At 42.4% G+C, this 21,896-nt stretch carries 8 protein-coding genes and 7 pseudogenes; 10 read left to right on the plus strand and 5 right to left on the minus strand.

Translation table 11 applies throughout. The features are described from left to right. Positions 1–34 precede the first annotated feature (34 nt). The gene (locus JCM10512_RS02690) at positions 35–2,224 is read right to left on the minus strand and encodes a glutamine synthetase III family protein (protein WP_044160195.1); all 2,190 of its coding nucleotides are present in this window, start codon (positions 2,222–2,224) and stop codon (positions 35–37) included. Between the two features lie 349 nt (positions 2,225–2,573). Between JCM10512_RS02690 and JCM10512_RS02695 the strand changes: the two are divergent. The 9 genes and pseudogenes from JCM10512_RS02695 to JCM10512_RS02735 all read left to right on the plus strand — a co-directional run bounded on the left by JCM10512_RS02695 (position 2,574) and on the right by JCM10512_RS02735 (position 14,214). Continuing rightward, positions 2,574–4,975: pseudogene (locus tag JCM10512_RS02695) on the plus strand (DUF2339 domain-containing protein). A 98-nt stretch (positions 4,976–5,073) separates the two neighbouring features. Continuing rightward, a pseudogene (locus tag JCM10512_RS02700) lies at positions 5,074–7,262 on the plus strand (DUF5686 family protein). 379 nt (positions 7,263–7,641) lie between these two features. Next, positions 7,642–9,429: a 30S ribosomal protein S1 gene (rpsA, locus tag JCM10512_RS02705; protein ID WP_044160197.1), complete on the plus strand. Its 1,788-nt coding sequence runs from the start codon at positions 7,642–7,644 to the stop codon at positions 9,427–9,429. A gap of 218 nt (positions 9,430–9,647) precedes the next feature. After that, positions 9,648–10,151 (plus strand): hypothetical protein, encoded by a 504-nt coding sequence (locus JCM10512_RS02710; protein WP_044160199.1) that lies wholly within the window; start codon positions 9,648–9,650, stop codon positions 10,149–10,151. 112 nt (positions 10,152–10,263) lie between these two features. After that, positions 10,264–11,189 (plus strand): annotated as a pseudogene (locus JCM10512_RS02715) (ribonuclease Z). After that, positions 11,186–12,713 (plus strand): annotated as a pseudogene (locus JCM10512_RS02720) (L,D-transpeptidase family protein). Before JCM10512_RS02715 ends, JCM10512_RS02720 begins: the two co-directional pseudogenes overlap by 4 nt. Before the next feature lie 23 nt (positions 12,714–12,736). Further along, positions 12,737–13,288: an RNA polymerase sigma factor gene (locus JCM10512_RS02725; RefSeq protein ID WP_044160201.1), complete on the plus strand. Its 552-nt coding sequence runs from the start codon at positions 12,737–12,739 to the stop codon at positions 13,286–13,288. Positions 13,289–13,336: 48 nt separating this feature from the next. Next, positions 13,337–13,717: a hypothetical protein gene (locus JCM10512_RS02730; RefSeq protein ID WP_044160299.1), complete on the plus strand. Its 381-nt coding sequence runs from the start codon at positions 13,337–13,339 to the stop codon at positions 13,715–13,717. A gap of 26 nt (positions 13,718–13,743) precedes the next feature. Continuing rightward, a complete protein-coding gene (locus JCM10512_RS02735; RefSeq protein ID WP_044160204.1) occupies positions 13,744–14,214 on the plus strand; it encodes a hypothetical protein in 471 nt (156 codons plus the stop codon). Positions 14,215–15,368: 1,154 nt separating this feature from the next. On the opposite strand, the pseudogene mazG reads toward JCM10512_RS02735, so the two are convergent. After that, positions 15,369–16,156: pseudogene (mazG, locus tag JCM10512_RS02745) on the minus strand (nucleoside triphosphate pyrophosphohydrolase). A gap of 55 nt (positions 16,157–16,211) precedes the next feature. After that, on the minus strand, positions 16,212–17,285 hold the full coding sequence (locus JCM10512_RS02750) for a DUF3810 domain-containing protein (protein ID WP_044160208.1): 1,074 nt from the start codon (positions 17,283–17,285) through the stop codon (positions 16,212–16,214). Positions 17,286–17,410: 125 nt separating this feature from the next. Here JCM10512_RS02750 and JCM10512_RS02755 point away from each other — a divergent pair. Next, positions 17,411–20,049, plus strand: a pseudogene (locus JCM10512_RS02755) (valine--tRNA ligase). A gap of 82 nt (positions 20,050–20,131) precedes the next feature. Here JCM10512_RS02755 and JCM10512_RS02760 read toward each other — a convergent pair. Together JCM10512_RS02760 and JCM10512_RS02765 are read right to left on the minus strand one after the other, a co-directional pair. After that, positions 20,132–20,581 carry a hypothetical protein gene (locus JCM10512_RS02760; protein ID WP_044160209.1) on the minus strand — a complete coding sequence of 150 codons (450 nt, stop codon included), beginning with the start codon at positions 20,579–20,581 and terminating at the stop codon, positions 20,132–20,134. Positions 20,582–20,642: 61 nt separating this feature from the next. After that, positions 20,643–21,748: pseudogene (locus JCM10512_RS02765) on the minus strand (DUF6340 family protein). Between the last annotated feature and the right edge of the window lie 148 nt (positions 21,749–21,896).

A 21,896-nucleotide genomic window follows, 5' to 3' on the forward strand; every position in this document is an offset into this window, starting at 1 on the left:
AGGAGGGCTCTTTCGTGCAATCTTATAAACTTTCTTATTTAGTGAATAACAGTTCTCTATACTTGGGTAACGGCCATATTTCGTCGTCTACTTCCATCTCTAAATGGTCGATGTGATCGCGTATTTTATCCAAGTAAGGACGTACGTTTTCTTCGTACTCAAAAGCTTTTTCTTTGTAATTTTCCTTGTGGTTGGCAACCTTACGAGCTGCAGTCATATCGTGTACCAGAACCTTGATTGCTGTTACGCGGTGTGAGATTTCCCGAATCAGATCTTTACGGTCTGCGCTTAAAACTTCATATTCATCTTCCGGAAATAACTCTTTCAGACCGCACAAGTTTTTGATCAAACGATTCTGATAGATAACCGCAGTCGGTACAATATGGTTGATTGCAAGATCGCCAAGTACCCGACTTTCTATTTGCACTTTCATGGTGTACTTTTCCAACTCTACTTCCAAACGACTATTCAGCTCCGTTTCGTTGAAGATACGTTCGGCGATAAGTACGGCTTTCGATTGATGGTCAGCATAGTGCATTAATGCTTCCGGTACATGGCTGATATTTGTCAGACCGCGGCGAGCTGCTTCTGTTTTCCACTCTTCTGAGTATCCATCACCCTCGAAGCGGATCGGTTCGGAAGAAATAATGGTTTCTTTCAACAGCCGGAAGATTGCTTCATCCTTACCCACACCTTCTTCCATGAGTTTTTCCACTGAAGCACGGAACTCGTTGAGTTGGTTTGCCATGGCTGCATTGAGAACGATCATAGAAGCGGCACAGTTGGAAGAGGAGCCGGCCGCACGAAATTCGAAACGATTGCCGGTGAAAGCAAAAGGAGAAGTACGGTTGCGATCAGTTGTATCAAGTAGTATTTCAGGAATACGGCCAATACCAAGTTTGAGTGTTGTTTTTTCTTCCGGTGTCATCTTCTCATTACCTACTTGACGCACAATATCATCGAGTGTAGCCGAAAGCTGCTTTCCAAGAAAACAGGAAAGGATTGCCGGCGGAGCTTCGTTGGCTCCCAAGCGGTAACTGTTGCTGGCACTCATAATAGAAGCACGCAATAAGTCTTGATTCTTGTACACCATCATCAAGGCATTTACAAGGAAGGTGAGGAACAGCATATTGCCTTTGGGATTCTTTCCCGGTGCAAATAGGTTAACTCCTGTATCGGTGCAGAGTGACCAGTTATTATGTTTGCCTGAACCATTCACACCGCTATAAGGCTTTTCGTGGAGTAGCACATTGAAATGATGTTTACGTGCTATTCGTTTCATCAGGTCCATCACTAACTGATTGTGGTCATTTGCCAGGTTGCAATTCTCGAAGATGGGAGCCAGTTCAAATTGATTGGGTGCAACTTCGTTATGGCGAGTCTTTGCCGGAATACCCAGTTTGTGACATTCTATTTCGAGTTCCTTCATAAATGCCGTAACGCGTGGAGAGATGGAGCCGAAGTAATGGTCTTCCAGCTGTTGATCTTTGGCAGATGAATGTCCCATTAGCGTGCGGCCGGTTAGGCAAAGATCGGGGCGGGCATTGTATAAAGATGAGTCTACCAAGAAATATTCTTGCTCCCAACCTAGGTTAGTATAGACACGAGTAATGTTCTTATCGAATAATTGGCATACATCTGTTGCTGCTTTATCGACAGCAGCGAGTGCTTTCAATAGGGGAGTCTTATAGTCGAGTGCTTCGCCCGTATACGAAATGAAGATCGTAGGGATGCAAAGGGTTGTATCTACCACGAAAGCCGGTGAGGAAACATCCCAGGCAGTATAGCCTCTTGCCTCGAATGTGTTACGAATTCCACCGTTCGGGAAAGAGGAAGCGTCGGGTTCCTGTTGAATAAGTAGCTTACCCGAAAAACGTTCAATGACTTCGCCATCTTCTCCAAACTCGATAAAACCGTCATGTTTTTCGGCGGTCCCATCTGTCAGTGGTTGAAACCAATGGGTGTAGTGAGTAACGTTGAGTGACTTAGCCCAACTTTTCATTCCGTTGGCAATAAGGTCTGCCATGTCGCGATTGATAAGCGTGCCTTTTTCGATAGCGTCTGTTACAGCCTTGTACGCTTCTTTGGGAAGATACTCCTGCATTTTTTTACGATCGAATACGTGACTTCCGTAATAGTCGGAAAGTTTGTGGGAAGGTGGAGCTATTTCTAACGGAACTCTGTTAGATAGCTCTTGTAGTGCGAAAAATCTCATTTTAGACATAATATGGTCTACTTTTATCGGTTGTTGGGTGCAAAATTATATGTTTTTCTCGAATTACCCCCTAATATTTGAGGGTTAATTTGAATAAAACTGCATATTTTCTTGATGTACCCCCTAAAATAGGGGGTTGGGGTTTATTAATGCTAATAAATTGCACACTTTACTTTTTTATTGTTTGGTACTCATGAGTTCAACGATACGATGCAAAGAATGCGGATATGTGGAAAAGATTGGAGTAGAAATAGGGGTGGCGGATTTGAATTAGGGGAGGAATAAATTGCTGATTAAATAAAAAATACTACTTTTGAGTAAGCAACTTTTTGAAAGTATCATTGTAAAAACAAGTTTTATGGAATATCTCTTACTTGTAGTTATTATATTGCAGGCGGTTATACTCCGTCAGGAAGGAAGAAGGTTCAGTGAATTAACTTCAGAAATACAGGAATTGAAGCGTAAAACCAATTTGCTGCTGCAGAAGTTACAGAACGCTCCCTCAGAGAAGGCGCAAATAAAGGCGAAGGTGGAAGAGACGAAAGTAGATGCTCATTTGCCAAACGTTGAAGCAGCGCGAGTAGAAGTGGTTCCGCAAAAGGTTGAGCCTGTTTTGGCTGAATCGGTAATGGCGAATCACGATCGACAGCGTTTAATGAAAGAGAGCACCCCGGTTGCAAAAGAAGAGGTTACTATGAAGGAAGATAGACGCATGGGCGATAAAGTACTTCCGGATGGTAATAAAAAAGTTGAATATAAGCTCAAAAAGAAGCGTGTATCAAAGCCGATCAATTATGAAAAATATATTGGTGAGAATCTTTTTGGTAAGATTGGAATACTGATCTTGGTTGTCGGTATAGGGCTGTTTGTAAAATACGCTATTGACAAAGACTGGATTAACGAGACGATGCGTACTGTACTCGGATTTATAGCCGGTGCGGTATTATTGGTTCTAGCCGAGCGTTTCAGGAAAAGCTATCGTACGTTCAGTTCTTTATTAGCCGGTGGGGCTTCTGCTGTATTCTACCTGACGGTGACTATTGCTTTTCAGTCCTATCAACTGTTCTCCCAAACAGCAGCTTTTGTTATTTTGGTAGGAATCACGATGCTGATGACAGCATTGTCGGTCTGGTATGACAGGCGGGAACTGGCTATTATTTCTTTGATTGGTGGTTTCTTAGCTCCTTTCCTTGTCAGCCATGGCGAGGGAAACTATCTGGTACTTTATACTTATCTGGCAATCCTGAATCTCGGTATGTTCGGTTTGTCGCTTTATAAAAAGTGGGCAGAATTACCTCTTATTTCTTTTGCTTTTACCTATTTTATATTGTTGATTTACGTCTGTGTAGAATTCGTGTTTAATACGGCTACAGAGGAGACGGTAGTGGTAGCCGGGCATTTGTTCCTTTTTGCTACCTTATTCTATTTCATTTTTCTTCTTCCGGTGCTTTCAATTCTCAAGAATGAGAAAACGAAGATCAACCGCTACCTTGTGTTTGTTGTTATCGGAAACAGCTTTATCTATTTAGGATTAGGGAAGTTATTCCTTTCACACATGCTTTTGACGTTTGACTTTAGCGGTTTGCTGAGTCTTTCCATAGCAGTGACCAATTTGATGATATTGCTGGGATTGCGAAAGAGAAGAGAAGAGTTCCGCTTATTGGTTTATACACTGACGGGGCTGGCGGTAACATTTGTTTCCATTGCTATACCACTGATGTGGGAAGCTCGTTTGGTTACTATGGCGTGGGCAGTCGAAATGGTCATGTTGTTGTGGCTTTATGTGAAATCGGGAAGTCGTGTATATGAGAAAGGAGCTTTTGTTCTAATGCTATTGACTGCTCTTTCCTTCTGCTATGCTTTTTCTGTACGAACGATATATGTACTGAATCCCGACACTATTTTCCTGAATCGTATATTTGCGACAAACCTATTTGTTGGGTTATCCATAGGTGCTTTTGCTCTTTTGATGCAACGCTATCGTGAATTCTTTTGTAAGGCACGGTTGCTAAAGTACCACCCTTGGAATGCCATCATGTTAGTTGCTTCGGTTTTGTTACTCTATTATACTTTTGTTTTAGAATTCTCTTTCCATCTATCAGACCCTGTAAATGATCGGGTTATACATCTCTTTACGACCGTTTGTCTGTTGGGAATCAGTTATGGTTTCAGAAAGCGTTTCCCTATTCGGAATTGTCCAATGCTTTATATAATAGGAATAGGGCTTACGGTATTACTCTATCTTTATAACGTAAGCGTAGGTAGAATAGCTGCTCCAGCTACAGTGGCTTTATGTTTCGCGCTAACTTGGCTTACCGCCGTAGTAGCTGTGTTGCATTTGGTTTATGTGAGCCGATTGTACTATGTAGATAAAGGCGTTCAGAAAGTATATACCATCTATCTTAATATCATAGCGACTGTGCTGTGGTTATCCTTGATCTATTTGTTTCTAAGACAATTGGGAATGCCTGATGAATATAATGCCGGTTTCTCCGTAGCTTTGGCAATTGCCGGTTTTGTTCAAATGTCATTGGGAATGCGCTTACATCAGAAGGTCCTTCGTGTGATAAGTCTGTTCACTTTTGGTATTGTGCTTTTGAAACTTGTGCTTGTAGATATGTGGGCAATGCTACAGTGGGTAAAATTATCGTTTTTATTCTCTTAGGCGCTATGCTTCTTGTCCTTTCATTTTTGTATCAGAAACTTAAAAATGTATTATTTGGTGAAGCTGAAAGTGAGGATGATTTAACAGAGAAATGAGTTCTTGTTGCCGGAATAAACGTTAAACTATCTGCAACGAACTTCTTCTCGTCGTTTTTTTCTATATTTGCTCATCGTAAATTTAGATAAACGGCTTATTGAAATATAGAATAAAAATAATAGCGGTAGTTTGTGTCTTATTCTCTTTGTATTCGAAGGGGAAAGCTAACTCTGTGATGAATCCATATACCAAACAGCCGATCTTAGTTGATTCTATACTCACACATGTGTTGACTTTTGCGCCATTCTATGAAACAATCGTTGATGACTATCGGGCTGCGCTTTATATAAAAGGTAAGATGAATATTCGCAAAAAGAATTTTATTCTTCGCTATGTTCCATCTATGTTTCGCTTACAAAAAGGAGTACGTGAGTATTTGCTTGAGACTTACAGTGATCTTCACTTCACAGCTCCTAATATTTATGATCAGAAAGTAAAAGCTGCCCAGGGAACCATACGCGGCAATAGAGGATTGCCGGGGCTACTCGAATATTTTAATGTCAATATCTACTCTTCTTCTTTATTGAATGACGAGCGTTTGCTATCCCCATTAGCCCAGAACGGATCTAAATATTATACATATCGGATAGACAGTGTGATGGGCGATCCGAATAGCCTGGATTATAAGATACGCTTTACCCCTAAGAGTAAAAGTGATCAGTTAGTTGCGGGGTATATGATTGTGAGTAGTAATGTGTGGAGTGTTCGTGAATTCAGCTTTACCGGGCGTTCGGAACTGATAACTTTCGATTGCTGGATTAAGATGGGGGACGTTGGAAAGAAGAATGAGTTCTTGCCTGTACATTATGAAGTAGATGCTCGGTTTAATTTTGTAGGAAATAAGATAGATGGTAGCTACACTGCCTTGTTGGATTATAAGTCTATTGAGTTAAAGGAGAGAAAAGTACGGAAAAAGGAGAAGACAAATTATAATTTGTCGGAATCGTTCTCGTTGAAGTGCGATACCAATGCCTATAAGACGGATCCTTCGACCTTCGCTGTATTACGTCCGATTTTGCTGGACGACCATGAAAAGGAGTTGTACTCCAAATTCTATTTGCGCAGGGATACGTTGTCTCGGCAACCCAAGGCTAAAAGTAAAGTGTTTTGGGGAACTATGGGAGACTTGATGTTGGAAGATTATAAATTCAACCTATCCAATGTCGGAAGTGTTCGCTTCTCTCCCTTCATAAATCCACTGCTGTTTAGCTATAGCGGTAGTAATGGTTTGTCGTATCGGCAAGATTTTCGTTTCAATCGTCTTTTTAGAGGTGACAAATTACTTCGTGTAGTACCTAAAGTCGGATATAACTTTACTCGAAAAGAGTTTTATTGGTCACTTAATGCCGACTTTGAATACTGGCCTCAGAAACGGGGAGGATTTCACTTAAATGTCGGTAATGGTAACCGTATTTATAGTAGCGAAGTTTTGGATGAACTCAAACAGATGCCAGATAGTATCTTTGATTTCAACCAGATTCATCTAGATTATTTCAAGGACTTGTATTTTAGTTTTAGGCATAGCTTGAAGTGATCAATGGATTGGATATTAGCTTGGGAATTTCCGCTCACCAACGAACGGCGGTCGAACGGTCGCGTTTTGTGATAACAGGTAACTATCCAATGCCTCCTCCTGAATTCATGAAAAAATTCAAAAATACCTATATCAGCTTTGCTCCACGCATTCGAATAGAATATACTCCTGGCCTATTTTACTATATGAATGGGAAACGAAAGATCAATCTGCGTTCTCATTACCCCACCTTTTCGATCGATTACGAGCGTGGGATGAAGGGGGTGTTCAAGAGTACGGGAGAATATGAACGTATTGAGTTTGATCTTCAGCACAAGCTGTCGTTAGGATTGATGCGGAGTGTGTCTTATCGTTTCGGACTTGGAGCATTCACCAATCAGCAAGAACTTTATTTTGTGGATTTTGCTAATTTCTCCCGGCGTAACCTGCCGGTGGGATGGAACGATGAAATCGGTGGTGTTTTTCAGTCGCTCGATTCGCGTTGGTATAACTCCTCTCGTCGTTATGTGCGTGGAAACTTTTCTTACGATGCTCCATTCCTGTTGCTTCGCCACCTTAATAAATATACACGTTATGTCCAGAACGAACGTCTCTATGTTAATGCGTTATGTATGCCTCACTTGCAACCTTATATAGAACTTGGATATGGTATCGGTACGCATGTTTTCGATATTGGAGTCTTTGCCGGCTTTGAAAATTGGAAATTCAGTGGTTTTGGCTGTAAGTTTACATTTGAACTATTCAACAGATAATCAAGTCCTTTTCAAGTAGGCATTGAGTTTTCTCCCTTGTATTCGCTGAAGTCTTGTAACTTTATCTGCTTGTTTCTCGGTTCTATAAGAAAGAGATCTCGATAAAAGACGATTTTTCTTTTTCTACTAAATTACAAAACAACCTTCTTGTTCAGTGATCATTGAACCCTACAATCACCCTTTAGTGTTGTTGCTATTCCTGTTGATCACTTTGTGGGGGTAGATGGCTTGAGATAAAAAAGCATAAAAAAAAGAACACTTTCTTGCTCTTTTTCCGTGCTATAGCTTTGGTAATCAAGAAAAGATTCTTATCTTTGCGCCCGATTTATAGTAATATAATGTCTTATTTAATTAAAGTATTTAAACAATTTATTTATTAATGGAAAATTTGAAGAACGTAGCTCCACTTGAAGATTTCAATTGGGATGCTTATGAAAACGGTGAAGCAGCAACCGCTGTAAGCCATGACGATCTTGAAAAAGCATACGACAGTACGCTTAATAAAGTGAACGACCGTGAGGTTGTTGATGGAATCGTAATCGCAATGAACAAGCGTGAAGTTGTTGTGAATATCGGTTACAAATCAGACGGTATCATCCCATTGAATGAATTCCGTTACAATCCTGAACTAAAAGTAGGTGATTCAGTAGAAGTATACATCGAAAATCAGGAAGACAAAAAAGGACAGTTGGTACTGTCGCACAGAAAAGCTCGCGCTACTCGCTCTTGGGATCGCGTTAACGCTGCTCTGGACAACGAAGAAATTATCAAGGGTTACATCAAGTGCCGCACTAAGGGTGGTATGATCGTAGACGTATTCGGTATCGAAGCATTCTTACCGGGTTCTCAGATCGATGTGAAACCTATTCGTGACTATGACGTATTCGTAGGAAAAACAATGGAATTCAAAGTGGTTAAGATTAACCAGGAATTCAAAAACGTTGTTGTTTCTCACAAAGCTCTTATCGAAGCTGAACTGGAACAACAGAAGAAAGAAATTATCAGCAAACTCGAAAAAGGACAAGTTCTTGAAGGAACTGTTAAGAATATCACCTCTTACGGTGTGTTCATCGACTTGGGTGGCGTAGACGGTTTGATTCACATTACTGACCTTTCTTGGGGACGTGTTAGCGATCCGAAAGAAGTGGTTGAATTGGATCAGAAGCTTAACGTTGTTATCCTTGACTTTGATGATGAGAAGAAACGTATCGCTCTTGGCTTGAAACAACTTACTCCTCACCCATGGGATGCTCTTGATCCTAACTTGAAGGTTGGTGACAAAGTTGACGGTAAGGTTGTTGTTATGGCTGACTACGGTGCATTTATCGAAATTGCTGCTGGCGTAGAAGGTTTGATCCACGTATCTGAAATGTCTTGGTCTCAGCACTTGCGTTCTGCTCAAGACTTCATGAAGGTAGGTGACGTAGTAGAAGCTGTTGTATTGACTCTTGACCGTGAAGAACGTAAGATGTCTTTAGGTATCAAGCAATTGAAACAAGACCCATGGGAAACTATCGAAGAAAAGTACCCAGTAGGTTCTCAACATACTGCTAAAGTTCGTAACTTCACTAACTTCGGTGTATTCGTAGAAATTGAAGAAGGTGTTGACGGATTGATCCACATCTCTGACTTGTCTTGGACTAAGAAAGTTAAGCATCCTTCAGAATTTACTCAGATTGGTGCTGATATCGAAGTACAGGTATTGGAGATCGACAAAGAAAACCGTCGCTTAAGCTTAGGCCACAAACAACTCGAAGAAAATCCTTGGGATGTATTTGAAACAGTATTCACTGTAGGTTCTGTACACGAAGGTACTATCATCGAAATGTTGGATAAGGGTGCAGTAGTTGCTCTTCCTTATGGTGTAGAAGGTTTCGCAACTCCGAAACACCTTGTTAAAGAAGATGGCGCACAAGCTCAGTTGGATGAGAAATTAGAATTCAAAGTAATCGAATTCAATAAAGACGCTAAGAGAATCATTTTGTCTCATAGCCGTATTTTTGAAGATGTAGCTAAGGCTGAAGAAAGAGCTGAAAAGAAAGCATCTTCTAAGAAGACTACTAAGAAAGAAGATTCTCCTGCAATCCAAAATCAGGCTGCTTCAACTACACTGGGTGACATCGATGCTCTTGCTGCATTGAAAGAACAACTCGAAGGAAAGAAATAATCATTATTTCCCGATCATATGAAAAGGGCATCCCAACTGGGGTGCCCTTTTTGCGTCTAATAAACTCTCCGTAGATGGTGCTGGCAAAGACGAGTGATTGAAGCTGTGTGTTAATTGATAGGGAGATCCCTACGTTCAAATGGGAAGAATCACTCGGACAGGGATTTTTCCCATTTTATATTTGTAACAATCAAAAAAAACACTAAACAATACGCAGTATGAAAAAGACTCAAAGCATTTTACTCTTGTTGCTGGTCGTGGTATTCAGTAGTTGTTACACTACTAAAATCACTTATAAATACATGGAACGTATACAGCGCGGAATGTCACCTAAAGAGGTGAAAGCTATTTTGGGTGAGCCAACCTATCGGAGCTTTGATGACAAAGGTGAAATCTTAGAGTTTCGTAGTTCCGAGTATGGTCCGGCTAAAACCATTAAAATAAGATTTGTTGATGATAAAGTCGTTGAGATGCAGAGTTATTTGGATCGATACTATGATAATAACTGCGGAAGCGGAGTTAAGGAAGTAAAGGAAGACAAAAAAAAGCCGGAATCTTCAGAAAAAGATACAAGTACCCAAGTACGTGTGACAACGGATGGGAAGCATGTGCTGAAGGTTGGGTCAATTGTTGTCACACCGGAGGGAAACCATGAAGTGGTGGTAAGTGATAATGGAGGAGTGATTGTCACAGCTTCAGGCCGACATATACCTACGTTCTAATATTCCAGGAGAGTTTAATCAGTAAGAAACCGGAATTATAGAAATGCTTAGCTATAACTTTCTTTCTCATTCTTTGCCGGATTGAAATCGAAATATTCTATCTTTGCAACTAATGGAGAAATTTGAACTACATATATTGGGCTGTGGATCAGCCCTACCTACTACCCGTCATTTTGCAACCTCGCAGGTTGTAAACCTGCGAGAGAAACTCTTTATGATTGACTGTGGCGAAGGAGCGCAGATGCAATTGCGTAAATCCCGGTTGAAGTTTTCCCGTTTAAATCATGTCTTTATTTCCCATTTGCATGGCGACCATTGTTTTGGTTTGCTGGGGTTGATCTCCACTTTGGGTTTGCTGGGGCGTACGGCCGATTTGCACATTCATTCTCCGCATGGATTAGAAGAGCTGTTTGGACCGATGCTTGCTTTCTTTTGCAAGAATCTGACTTATAAAGTATTCTTTCATGAGTTTGACACGAAAGAACCGTTACTTATCTATGACGATCGCTCGGTAAGCGTGACCACAATTCCCTTGCGACACCGGGTGCCTTGCTGTGGGTTTTTGTTTGAAGAGAAACCCCGCCCTAATCACATCATCAGAGAGATGATCGATTTCTATCAGGTACCTGTATACGAACTAAACCGCATCAAGAATGGAGCCGACTTTGTGAATCCGGAAGGTGAGGTGATTCCCAATGAACGCTTGACCCGTCCGTCAGAGCCTGTGCGTAAATACGCTTATTGCTCTGATACTAGCTTCTATCAGAAGATTGTAGAGCAAATCAAAGGAGTAGACTTATTGTTTCACGAAGCGACCTTTGCGCAGACTGAAAAGCGCGAGCTAAAGAGACGTATCACAGCACGGCTGCTCAAGCAGGAGAAATAGCTAAGGCTGCTGAGGTCAAACAGCTGGTTATCGGACATTTTTCGGCGCGTTATGAAAATGAATCAGTACTCTTGGCGGAAACAACGGCTGTTTTTCCAAACACGATTCTTGCCAAGGAGAATCTTTGTATAAATGTAGGAGGAGAGGAATGAAGTACAGACAGATATTATTGGGATTTCTCTTGTTTCTCGGTCTGCTATCAGCTTGTCGGAAAGAACAAAAAGAGGCGATTGTGCCCGACTCCCTGTCCGCTCTTCGTGAGATGATAACGCCTGCCTACGTCATTGATGCGGATAGTATTCGAACCATTATTCGGGCAGAACTGACTACTTGGCGACTTGATGCACCTTGGATTCTGCCTTGGTTGAATACTACCGGAACGATCGAGAGTTTGTGTGGTTGAATCGCATGCCTTTCTCTTTGGAATACGCCGATTCTATGCTTGCCCGGTTGGATAATATCGCAGAGCATGGCATCACCCCCGAACTTTATCACACGGATCAAATACGAGAAAGCTTGCAGCAGATTAGAACCTTGAATCTGCAAGAGGGAAAAACAATGAACCGGCTGTTAGCCTTTGTGGAATATCAGCTGACCGCTACCTATCTCTCGTATGTCTGTCAACTGAAATTCGGTTTTCTGCCTCCGCAGCAGAGGCGAAATGATTCTTTGACCTACATCCCCCTGAAGCGATGTGATTCGGCATTTGCCTTTTCTGCGCTTGATACGCTTCGGGCAGATGCCCATAAAGCCTTTCAATGGGCGCAGCTTCTTCACGTCTTTATAGTAAGCTACAGGAAGAGTTGCAACGTATAAACAAGGAACCCCAAACAGATTCTACCGACTACTTTCGAAAACGATTGTTGGTTAATTTGGAACGCGAACGTTGGCAGTATGCGCAAGATAAAGGAAAGAAATATGCGATAGTCAATGTAGCAGCCTTCATGTTGCAAGCGGTTAATGAAGAAACTGACTCCATACTGGAGATGCGAGTTTGCTGTGGTAGGCTGAAAGATAAAACGCCGATGCTCGCCAGCCGGATCTATTACATGGAACTTAATCCGTATTGGAATGTTCCACAGAGTATAATCACCAAAGAAATAATCCCGACATTCAAGCGAGATACGACTTATTTCACTCGTAACCGGATGAAGATTTACGATAAGAACGGAAAGTCGGTAGATCCTCAAACTATTGAATGGACAAAATTTGCGGGGAGGGGAGTACCCTATACGGTGAAGCAGGATAATAAAGCCGGCAACTCCTTGGGGCGAATTATTTTCCGCTTCCCAAATCATTATGCGGTTTATCTGCACGATACACCTTCCCGACAGCCGTTTACATGGAAGAATCGTGCGGTGAGTCATGGCTGTGTACGTTTGGAGAATGCGTTAGACTTCGCTTTCTTTCTACTTAAAAAGCCGGATGAACTGTTTCAAGACCGCATACGTATCGCAATGGATATCAGACCGGTCAGTGAAGAGGGGCGAAAACTGTCGCGAAGTGATGCTTACCGCGAGTTGAAACATTGCAGTTTGCAAGAATCGATACCTGTATATCTGGACTATCAAACCGTCTATTTGTCGGCGGATAACCAATTGAGTTATTGTGCAGACCCTTATAATTATGACCCGCCTTTATTAAAAGCGATGAATAACCTGATCGCGAAACCCTAAATTATACCCGAAAACGAGCGCATATGAATCCATATAATGAACGCGAGGTATTAGAGCTCCTTCAAGAAGAGAGTACGCAGCGGAAGGCCTTCGAGATGGTTGTTAAGCAGTACAGCGAACAACTATATTGGCAAATCCGTCGGATGGTACTATCGCATGAAGACGCGAACGACCTTCTTCAAAACACTTTCATCAAAGCATGGACCAGCATTGGCTACTTTCGTGCTGAGGCGAAGTTGTCCACATGGCTCTACCGCATTGCCCTGAATGAATGCCTTACTTTTCTAAACAAACAGCGTGCTGTCAATACGTTGGCTATTGACGATCCGGAAGCATCGGTTGTGGAGAAGTTGGAGAGTGACGCTTATTTTTCAGGCGACCGGGTGCAGATGCTTTTGCAAAAGGCATTGCTTACTCTACCCGAAAAGCAGCGCATGGTGTTCAACCTGAAATATTATCAGGAGATGAAGTACGAGGAGATGTCCGACATCTTTGGGACTTCGGTTGGGGCTTTGAAAGCTTCCTATCATCATGCAGTGAAGAAAATAGAGAAATTTTTAGAAGAAATCGATTAAACCTTTTAAGAGACAAACTGTCTAATGAAAAGAGAGGAGGATAATGGTATGAAAGAAGAAGAAAATATACTTAAGAAGATAGGGCGAGAGAATACTTTCAAGGTACCTGATGGTTATTTTGATCATTTGGCTTCGGAAGTTATGGACAAACTCCCCGAGCAAGAAAAAAACGTTTCGCTGCCCCATAAACCTACTGCCTGGACTAAGAAGTTGAAGCCTTTGCTATATATGGCTGCAATGTTTGCAGGAGCAGCATTTATTATTCGTGTGGCATCCTTAGGGTATAAAGAAACAAATATAGATACAGCGGCAACCGAAACAAACGATACGGAGATTGTATCTGATCAGATGATCGATGTTGCCATTGAAGGTACGATGTTGGATGATTACTCCTTGTATGTCTACCTAAGCGATGTTAGTGCAGATTAATAAACCAAACTGATGTATATTAAGAAATGAAGAAACTGTTACTTATACTCCTGCTTCTTTGCGGGATGACACCTATACTTCGTGCTGCTGATGGATGTGATCAGCATTTGACTCGTGATGAATTCAGGGCTAAGCAGAAAGCATTCATCATGGAGAAAGCAGAATTAACGAAAGAAGAAGCTGCTAAATTCTTCCCTGTTTATTTTGAACTTCAGGACCGGAAGAAAAAGTTGAATGATGAGTCGTGGGACTTGGTACGTAAAGGCAAAAATGATAAAACGACGGATGCAGAGTATGGAACAATTATAGAAAAGATAACCGACAACCGTATCGCTTCCGATCGATTGGATAAAACATACTTGGATAAGTTCAAGAAAATATTGCCTAACCGCAAGATTTACCTGGTACAACGAGCTGAAATGCGTTTTCATCGTGAACTGTTGAAGAATGTACAAGGTAAAGGAGGCGGGCACGAATCTCAGGACCGTAGAAAATAAAACATTGAAGTACTGCCTTGACAGCTAGATGAAAAGGGCGGCTATCGATGTAAAATAGATAGATTAAAGAAACTCCTTATAGATCATACTTTAAAAAGAACCCCCTTGTTTTAGTTTATTCGGAATGAATATGACTAAAATGAGGGGTGTTTCATTCAGACTCTGTTTGCAATAACCTTTCGGGGCCACTTACAAAAGTATAGGCTGATGCGGCGTCAATTTTCACATGCTATCATGTCATAGTCACTTTTTTGCATATAATTCAGTATATCAGATGCTTACTTTGCGTCTTCTTTTAGGCTTACATTTATTTACCCGCTTGGATAGCTTATTTTGTAGAGCCATTCGTCTATCGATGCAGCTCATCCGCTAGATAGCACGTTGATCTCAGTTAAGGAGAGTAATAGAATCGTGAATCAGAAAGAATAGGTGCAAACGTGTAAACTGAAATCAGGAAAATTAGGGCTTTGATGTTTTCACTCAATTGCTGCTTGCTTTCGTCCAAATGCCCGGGGGAAGGCGAGCAAATGCCCCGGGCTTTCATGCAAATGCCCGGGGCATTCGAACGGAATACCTGCTTATTGCTCCAAATGCTTGCGCTTTGTTTGATTTGTGAGATAGCCGGCATAAACTGCTCGGCTATTTTGGGTAAAATGGTAGGAAAATAAGGTTTTGATTTTCTCCTTTCAGCTTTCAGTTTTTCAGCAAATCAATTGATAGACAGAGCTTTTGGGCTGAAGGCAAAGCCTGAAAGAGTCTTGTGTCTTTCAGGCTTTCTCTGTTATGATAAGTTAGCTTGTTTAAAGCTTTGGAATGAGCGGAGGCATACAGACAATGCTTCGCTTTTTCATGTAACAGCGAGTTTTCTATTGTCAGCCCGGTGAATTGATTGGTTCTGAAGTCAGACTTGATTATTCGCTGCGCAAGTTCGGTGATTCACTTCGAGCGTCTATCGGCTGAAAGGGCTGAAAGCAGTATTTAGCCCTTGCTTTCAGTCTTATCGTTTGTATATCAGTTAGTTATCCCGAAACTGAAGCTGAAGGCTAAAAATGAACATTATGCAGAGGGGCGTGAATCGGGGCTGGAAGTGTATGGTGCTAGACTTTGACCTGAGAATATACATTCAAAATATAGCGAAAAGCAGCCCCCTTGTCTTATAATCCAAGCTTTTTTGCTTCATCCCATATCTTGTCCATCTCCTCCAGCGACATATCTTTCAGGCTGCGTCCCTCTTTGATGGTGTGTGCCTCCAGGTAATTAAAGCGGTTGATAAATTTCTGATTGGTACGTTCCAAAGCATTGTCCGGATTGATCTTATATAAACGGGCTGCATTGATGAGGCTAAACATCACGTCACCGAACTCAGCCTCTGCTTTATCTTTGTCCATATTGCTACTTCCGCTTGAAACTCGCCAATCTCTTCTTTCACCTTTTTCCAAACCTGTTCGCGCTCTTCCCAGTCGAATCCTACATTACGGGCTTTGTCTTGAATACGGTATGCCTTAATTAGCGATGGCAGAGAACTTGGCACACCACTCAAAACGCTTGTGTTACCATCTTTTTCTTTCAGTTTCAACTGTTCCCAGTTCTCAGAAACCTGACCGGCTGTCTCGGCTTTCTCCTCTCCGAATACGTGCGGATGGCGGAAGATCAGCTTTTCACAGAGTTTATCGCATACATCCTTCATGTCGAAATCGCCCGTTTCAGAGCCTATCCGGGCGTAGAAGCCCACGTGCAGCAATACATCACCCAATTCCTTGCAGATGTCTTTTTTATCATTTCGCATTAAAGCGTCGCAGAGTTCGTAGGTTTCTTCAATTGTATTGGGACGCAAGCTTTCGTTGGTCTGTTTGCGGTCCCACGGACATTTGACACGAAGTTCGTCAAGGATGTCAAGGAAGCGTCCGAACGCCTCCATTTGTTCTTCTCTTGTATGTAGCATCTTATTTGTTTTTTATTGATGAATAATGCAAAGATAGCACTTTTTATAAATCGTCTTACTTCAAATCGGGGCTGACTATTCCTTTTTTCGACTCGCGATATGATAGCAAAAGTCCCACAACCTCCGAATAGTTCTGCCGTCCGCTCTCTATTTTGTTCCCTTTCAAGTAAAGATCATAAATCCAATCCTGCGCCGCACCGATCAGTGGACTGTATTTGGCACTCCAATACGCTTGGTTCTTCTGCGCTAACTCGATGATTTCCGGCCGGATACGTCGAACCAACTTGATATAATCTTCTTCGGGAAGTAGTCGCTGAGCATTGCGCAGCACATGATTGAGCACAGAGAAATAACCGGAGAAACGAATCCCCATAGCTGTCGACCGGGTACAAACCTGATACGCATAAAAGTTAGCTTCCGCCTCGCTGGTGATGCCAAGCAGGTGTGCCAATTCGTGTGCGTAAGTTGCCGGATAATTGACAGGCAATAGATCGCCATTGAGCGTAAACTCACAGAAAAAAGGCCCCATGCTTCCCGTTACCCCTACCATGGAGATGAACGGCGTAAAGAGCATCGTCTTTACCCGCGGTGATTCATGCGGGGGACGGTGTACGCCTAAACTGTCGGCCACTTCGTTGTATAACCGAACCGTTTCCCGGCAAACCAATTCTTCATTAATGCTGTTCACGGGGGTATACGAATGATTCAGGTTGTCTATATATTCCGCTACAAATTCACGAAGATTCTGCGGATCGTAACTTGAATACGCAATGTTCGTACGTTGGTAGAAGTTGGGTTGTGAATAGTTGAGTCCCCATGCCAGATAAAACCATACATATATCCAAAGCAGGTATTCACCATCGCGGAGTAAGATTGTTTTCCATGAATGCTTTTTCCGGATGCGGGCATAGAAAGGGTAGGCGATAACGCCCACAATGCTCAGAAATATGAATAAATCTCCCAATGCGAATGGAATCAGGCGCGAGAAAGAAGACAGGCAGAAAGATAGTGGAGGATAAACCGAACGGGCGTATGCTTCTCCCATGGCAGGTAGGCTCTGCGTGAGCCATACTAGTAGTAAAAGTACTCCAAGGATGGAGTAGCGAATGGTTTGTTTTCTCTTTTTCATATCGCTAACCTGTTTTCGGGGAACAAAAGTACGGAATCTTATGACTATATTCTAGTTATTTATTAATTTTGCATTCGTATTTCGTAAACTTTGGCAATAAATAATTTATATATACAGAAAAGAACATGGAATTAGCAAGTAAGTACAATCCCGCTGACGTAGAAGGAAAATGGTACCAGTATTGGCTGGACCATCATTTATTCAGTTCGAAACCCGATGGCCGTGAACCTTACACAGTCGTCATCCCGCCTCCTAACGTCACTGGTGTGTTGCACATGGGACACATGCTGAACAATACCATTCAAGATATTTTAGTTCGTCGTGCACGGATGGAAGGCAAGAATGCTTGCTGGGTACCGGGTACAGACCATGCTTCTATTGCCACCGAGGCCAAAGTTGTGAACCGGTTGGCGGCGCAGGGAATTAAGAAAACGGACTTGAGCCGCGACGAATTTCTTGAGCACGCATGGGAGTGGACTAACGAACACGGGGGCATTATTTTAAAACAACTTCGTCGGCTGGGCGCTTCTTGCGACTGGAGTCGTACCGCTTTTACGATGGATGAGACGCGTAGCGAAAGTGTTCTTAAAGTATTTGTCGATCTATACAACAAAGGGTTGATCTACCGGGGAGTCCGCATGGTAAACTGGGACCCGAAGGCATTGACCGCCCTTTCTGACGAAGAAGTTATCTTCAAGGAAGAGCACGGCAAGTTATATTACTTGCGTTACCAAGTAGAAGGCGATCCCGAAGGACGTTATGCAGTGGTAGCCACAACGCGTCCGGAAACGATCATGGGCGATACGGCAATGTGTATCAACCCGAACGATCCGAAGAACGAATGGTTGAAAGGGAAAAAAGTGATTATTCCTTTGGTAAACCGCGCTATTCCGGTGATCGAAGATGACTATGTAGACATTGAGTTCGGTACGGGATGTCTGAAAGTGACTCCTGCTCATGATGTGAACGACTATATGTTGGGCGAGAAGTACAATCTGCCGAGCATTGATATATTCAACGACAACGGAACGCTGAGCGAAGCTGCCGGACTTTATATCGGTATGGATCGCTTTGATGTTCGTAAGCAGATTGAGAAAGACCTCGATGCTGCCGGATTGTTGGACAAGACCGAAGCTTATACCAATAAGGTTGGCTATTCCGAACGTACCAATGTGGTGATCGAACCGAAACTGTCGATGCAGTGGTTCCTTAAAATGGAGCATTTTGCCGCCATGGCGTTGCCACCGGTAATGAATGACGAACTGAAGTTTTATCCGGCTAAATATAAAAATACCTATCGCCATTGGATGGAGAACATCAAGGACTGGTGCATCAGCCGTCAGCTGTGGTGGGGACATCGTATTCCTGCTTACTTCCTGCCGGCAGGAGGTTATGTAGTAGCTTCCACGCCCGATGAAGCGTTAGCGAAAGCGAAAGAACAAACCGGCGATGCAACCCTGACGATGGACGATCTTCGTCAGGATGAGGATTGTTTGGATACTTGGTTCTCTTCTTGGCTGTGGCCAATCTCGTTGTTTGATGGAATCAACAAACCGGGTAATGAAGAGATCAAATATTACTATCCGACAAGCGATTTGGTTACCGGTCCGGACATCATCTTCTTCTGGGTAGCCCGCATGATTATGGCAGGGTACGAGTACGAAGCCAGATGCCGTTTAAGAATGTGTATTTTACCGGTATCGTTCGCGACAAACAGGGACGCAAGATGTCTAAATCCTTAGGCAACTCGCCCGATCCGTTGGAACTGATCGATAAGTACGGAGCAGATGGGGTACGTATGGGCATGATGCTTTCGGCTCCTGCTGGAAATGATATCCTTTTCGACGATGTACTTTGCGAGCAGGGACGTAATTTCAACAATAAGATATGGAATGCTTTCCGTCTGATCAAGGGATGGACGGTTGATGATAATATTCAAGCTTCGGAAGCTGCTAAATTAGCTGTTCACTGGTTTGAATCCAAACAGAATGAAGTAGCTGCTGAGGTAGCGGACCTGTTTAGCAAATACCGTTTGAGTGAAGCGTTGATGGCTGTTTACAAACTGTTCTGGGATGAGTTCTCTTCCTGGTACTTGGAAATGATTAAGCCGGCTTATGGACAAGGAATCGACCGTGCTACTTATGACGCTACGCTTGGTTTCCTTGATAACTTGCTACACCTGCTTCATCCGTTTATGCCATTCATCACGGAAGAGTTGTGGCAGCAAATGCACGAACGCAATAAAGCCGAAGGCGAGAGTTTGATGGTAAGTGCTTTGCGTATGGATACGTCGGTTGATACAACGTTTGTTGCTCAGTTTGAAGTCGTAAAGGAAGTTATCAGCAGCATTCGTAGTATTCGTCTGCAAAAGAATATTGCCCAGAAGGAAGCACTTGATCTGCAAGTGTTGGGTAGTAACTCTGTTGCTGAGTTCAATGCCGTAATTCAGAAGATGTGTAACCTCTCTTCCATCGAAGTAGTGGCTAACAAAGCAGAAGGTGCTTCTTCTTTCATGGTAGGAACTACCGAGTATGCAGTACCTTTGGAAAACATGATCGATGTAGATGCTGAGATTGAGCGTATGGAAGCTGAACTAAAACATAAAGAGGGATTCTTGCAAGGTGTATTGAAGAAACTTAGCAATGAAAAGTTTGTCAATAATGCTCCGGCAGCTGTTCTCGAAATGGAACGTAAGAAGCAAGCCGATGCGGAAAGTATCATCAGCTCGCTTAAAGAAAGCATTGCTGCCTTGAAAAAAGCATAACAGAATACCTGTTATCAAACAATTAGGGCTATTCCTTCAAGGAATAGCCCTAATTGTTTTTATCTATATAGACTCGCAGGTATTATCTTTCCAGCAAATCCTTCAAAAAGTCGTCAAGTTCCTGATCCAATCCCTTTAGCAACTCATCATTAACAAGCAGCGTATCATCGTCTAGCAATAATAGTTCGGCTACGGTTTCTTTGTCCTCGTCTACCAGAACGAAGGAATAAGGTTTCAGAATCGTAAGCTTGTCAAAGTCACCCGCATTCTTCATGCGTCCGAGAGTGTTACGGAGAATAGGTTCGATGACGTCTACAAAGTCATCTTCATCGTAAGTTGCCCACTCTTCAACCATGACATTTGCCAACTCCTCGTCTTCATCATTAAAAATGATAAACAGACCGGATACTTGATTCGGTTGTAGATGAATATCGGTTACGGCACTCTGCTCACCACAGTTGCACGCGTACTTACCGACTGCCTTTTGGATAGCCGTTTCGATGATAGATAATGATTGTTGGCTCAATTTCATGTTATTCTCCTTTTAATCTGTTCAAAGGTATGAAAAAAATAAGAACCTTTGCGTTTTTTTATTAAAAATCATTGTTGAACCGTTGCATTTGCATATTCAGCTTTTGAATTTGGCTGTTTCTTTCGGTCAACTCGACTAGATATTTAGTGATGAGAATGAAATTCGGTATCTTGTTAAAGTTGAAGTTTCTCTCGTCCACTTTATCTAATTTCTCTATTTTCTGGGCATATTCCTGCGCTTTTCTAGCCCAGTTCTCTGCCTCCGGAAGATTGTCCTTCATCTCGTAGTAGAGTGCTATGTTGAGAGCAGCCCGCATCTTTTTCTTGTTGCCTTTGCTTTCATCATAGGTCTTTTTCCAGAGCTCGTAGGCATTGTCCCACGAATCTTCGCGCACATAAATGGCAGCATCTCGCATATTGACAGATCCTCCTGTATACAGGAACCGGTCTTCCGTTCTCCAGTATGGTATCAATTGCTTTACGGGGCTGATGCCTGCGAAGGTAGAAGCTTCTTTTACAATTTGGGTGTCGGAAATCAAGCGGTTCAAAACTTCTTTTTCCGTACTGCCGTACCTTTCCCAGAAGATGCTATCTTTAGGGATGATGGTAACCATTGGGGTACTCCGTTCCGGTAAATATACTTTGATGGTAGGGTAGGTTTTTACATCTACAACTCCTCTGAAAACACCATATTCCGATTGATAGGAGATCGTCTTGGTAGCTTGAATCTGTAGGTTCTCCAATGAAATAAGGAGATCTACGCCTAGGCTGTTTGTCAATCGGTTCACTTCGTTTGGGCTTAGTGTGTTTTCACGCGGTAAAATATCAAGTGCTCGTAAAGCCGAATCACAGATAACTACTTCATCAAAATAATTTTGATTGGCTATTTCTTCAGCTAACGCTTCTACCGCTAGTTTGAATCGCCATAAGAATATGCGGTTGCGCGACGTATCTTATTAATATCATCTTCTTTTTGCTCGGTTTCGGGCAGAAGATTATTATCGGGTACTACACTGGTGTTGTTTACAACAGCAACTTTCCGCAATTGGGCAGGAAAAGTTATTTCCGCAGGTTGCATATAGTCAATAGACAGTTGCTCGATCGTTTGGCAACCGCTGAGAGTAAGCACTATCAGGGAAATGCAGATTAGTGAACAAGATTTAGCCATAGTTCTGTTTTCTTTAGTAGTTAAAACTCCAATGCACGCTACTATAAAGCAAATGTACTATTTTCGTATGAATAAATGAAAGCCTCAAACAGATTTTAACCGTTTGAGGCTTTCTTTTATTGAAATCAGATACAAGGTGCCTATAAGG

Origin of the sequence: Bacteroides reticulotermitis JCM 10512 (assembly GCF_000517545.1) — a bacterium.
In the GTDB taxonomy this organism is placed as follows: domain Bacteria; phylum Bacteroidota; class Bacteroidia; order Bacteroidales; family Bacteroidaceae; genus Bacteroides; species Bacteroides reticulotermitis.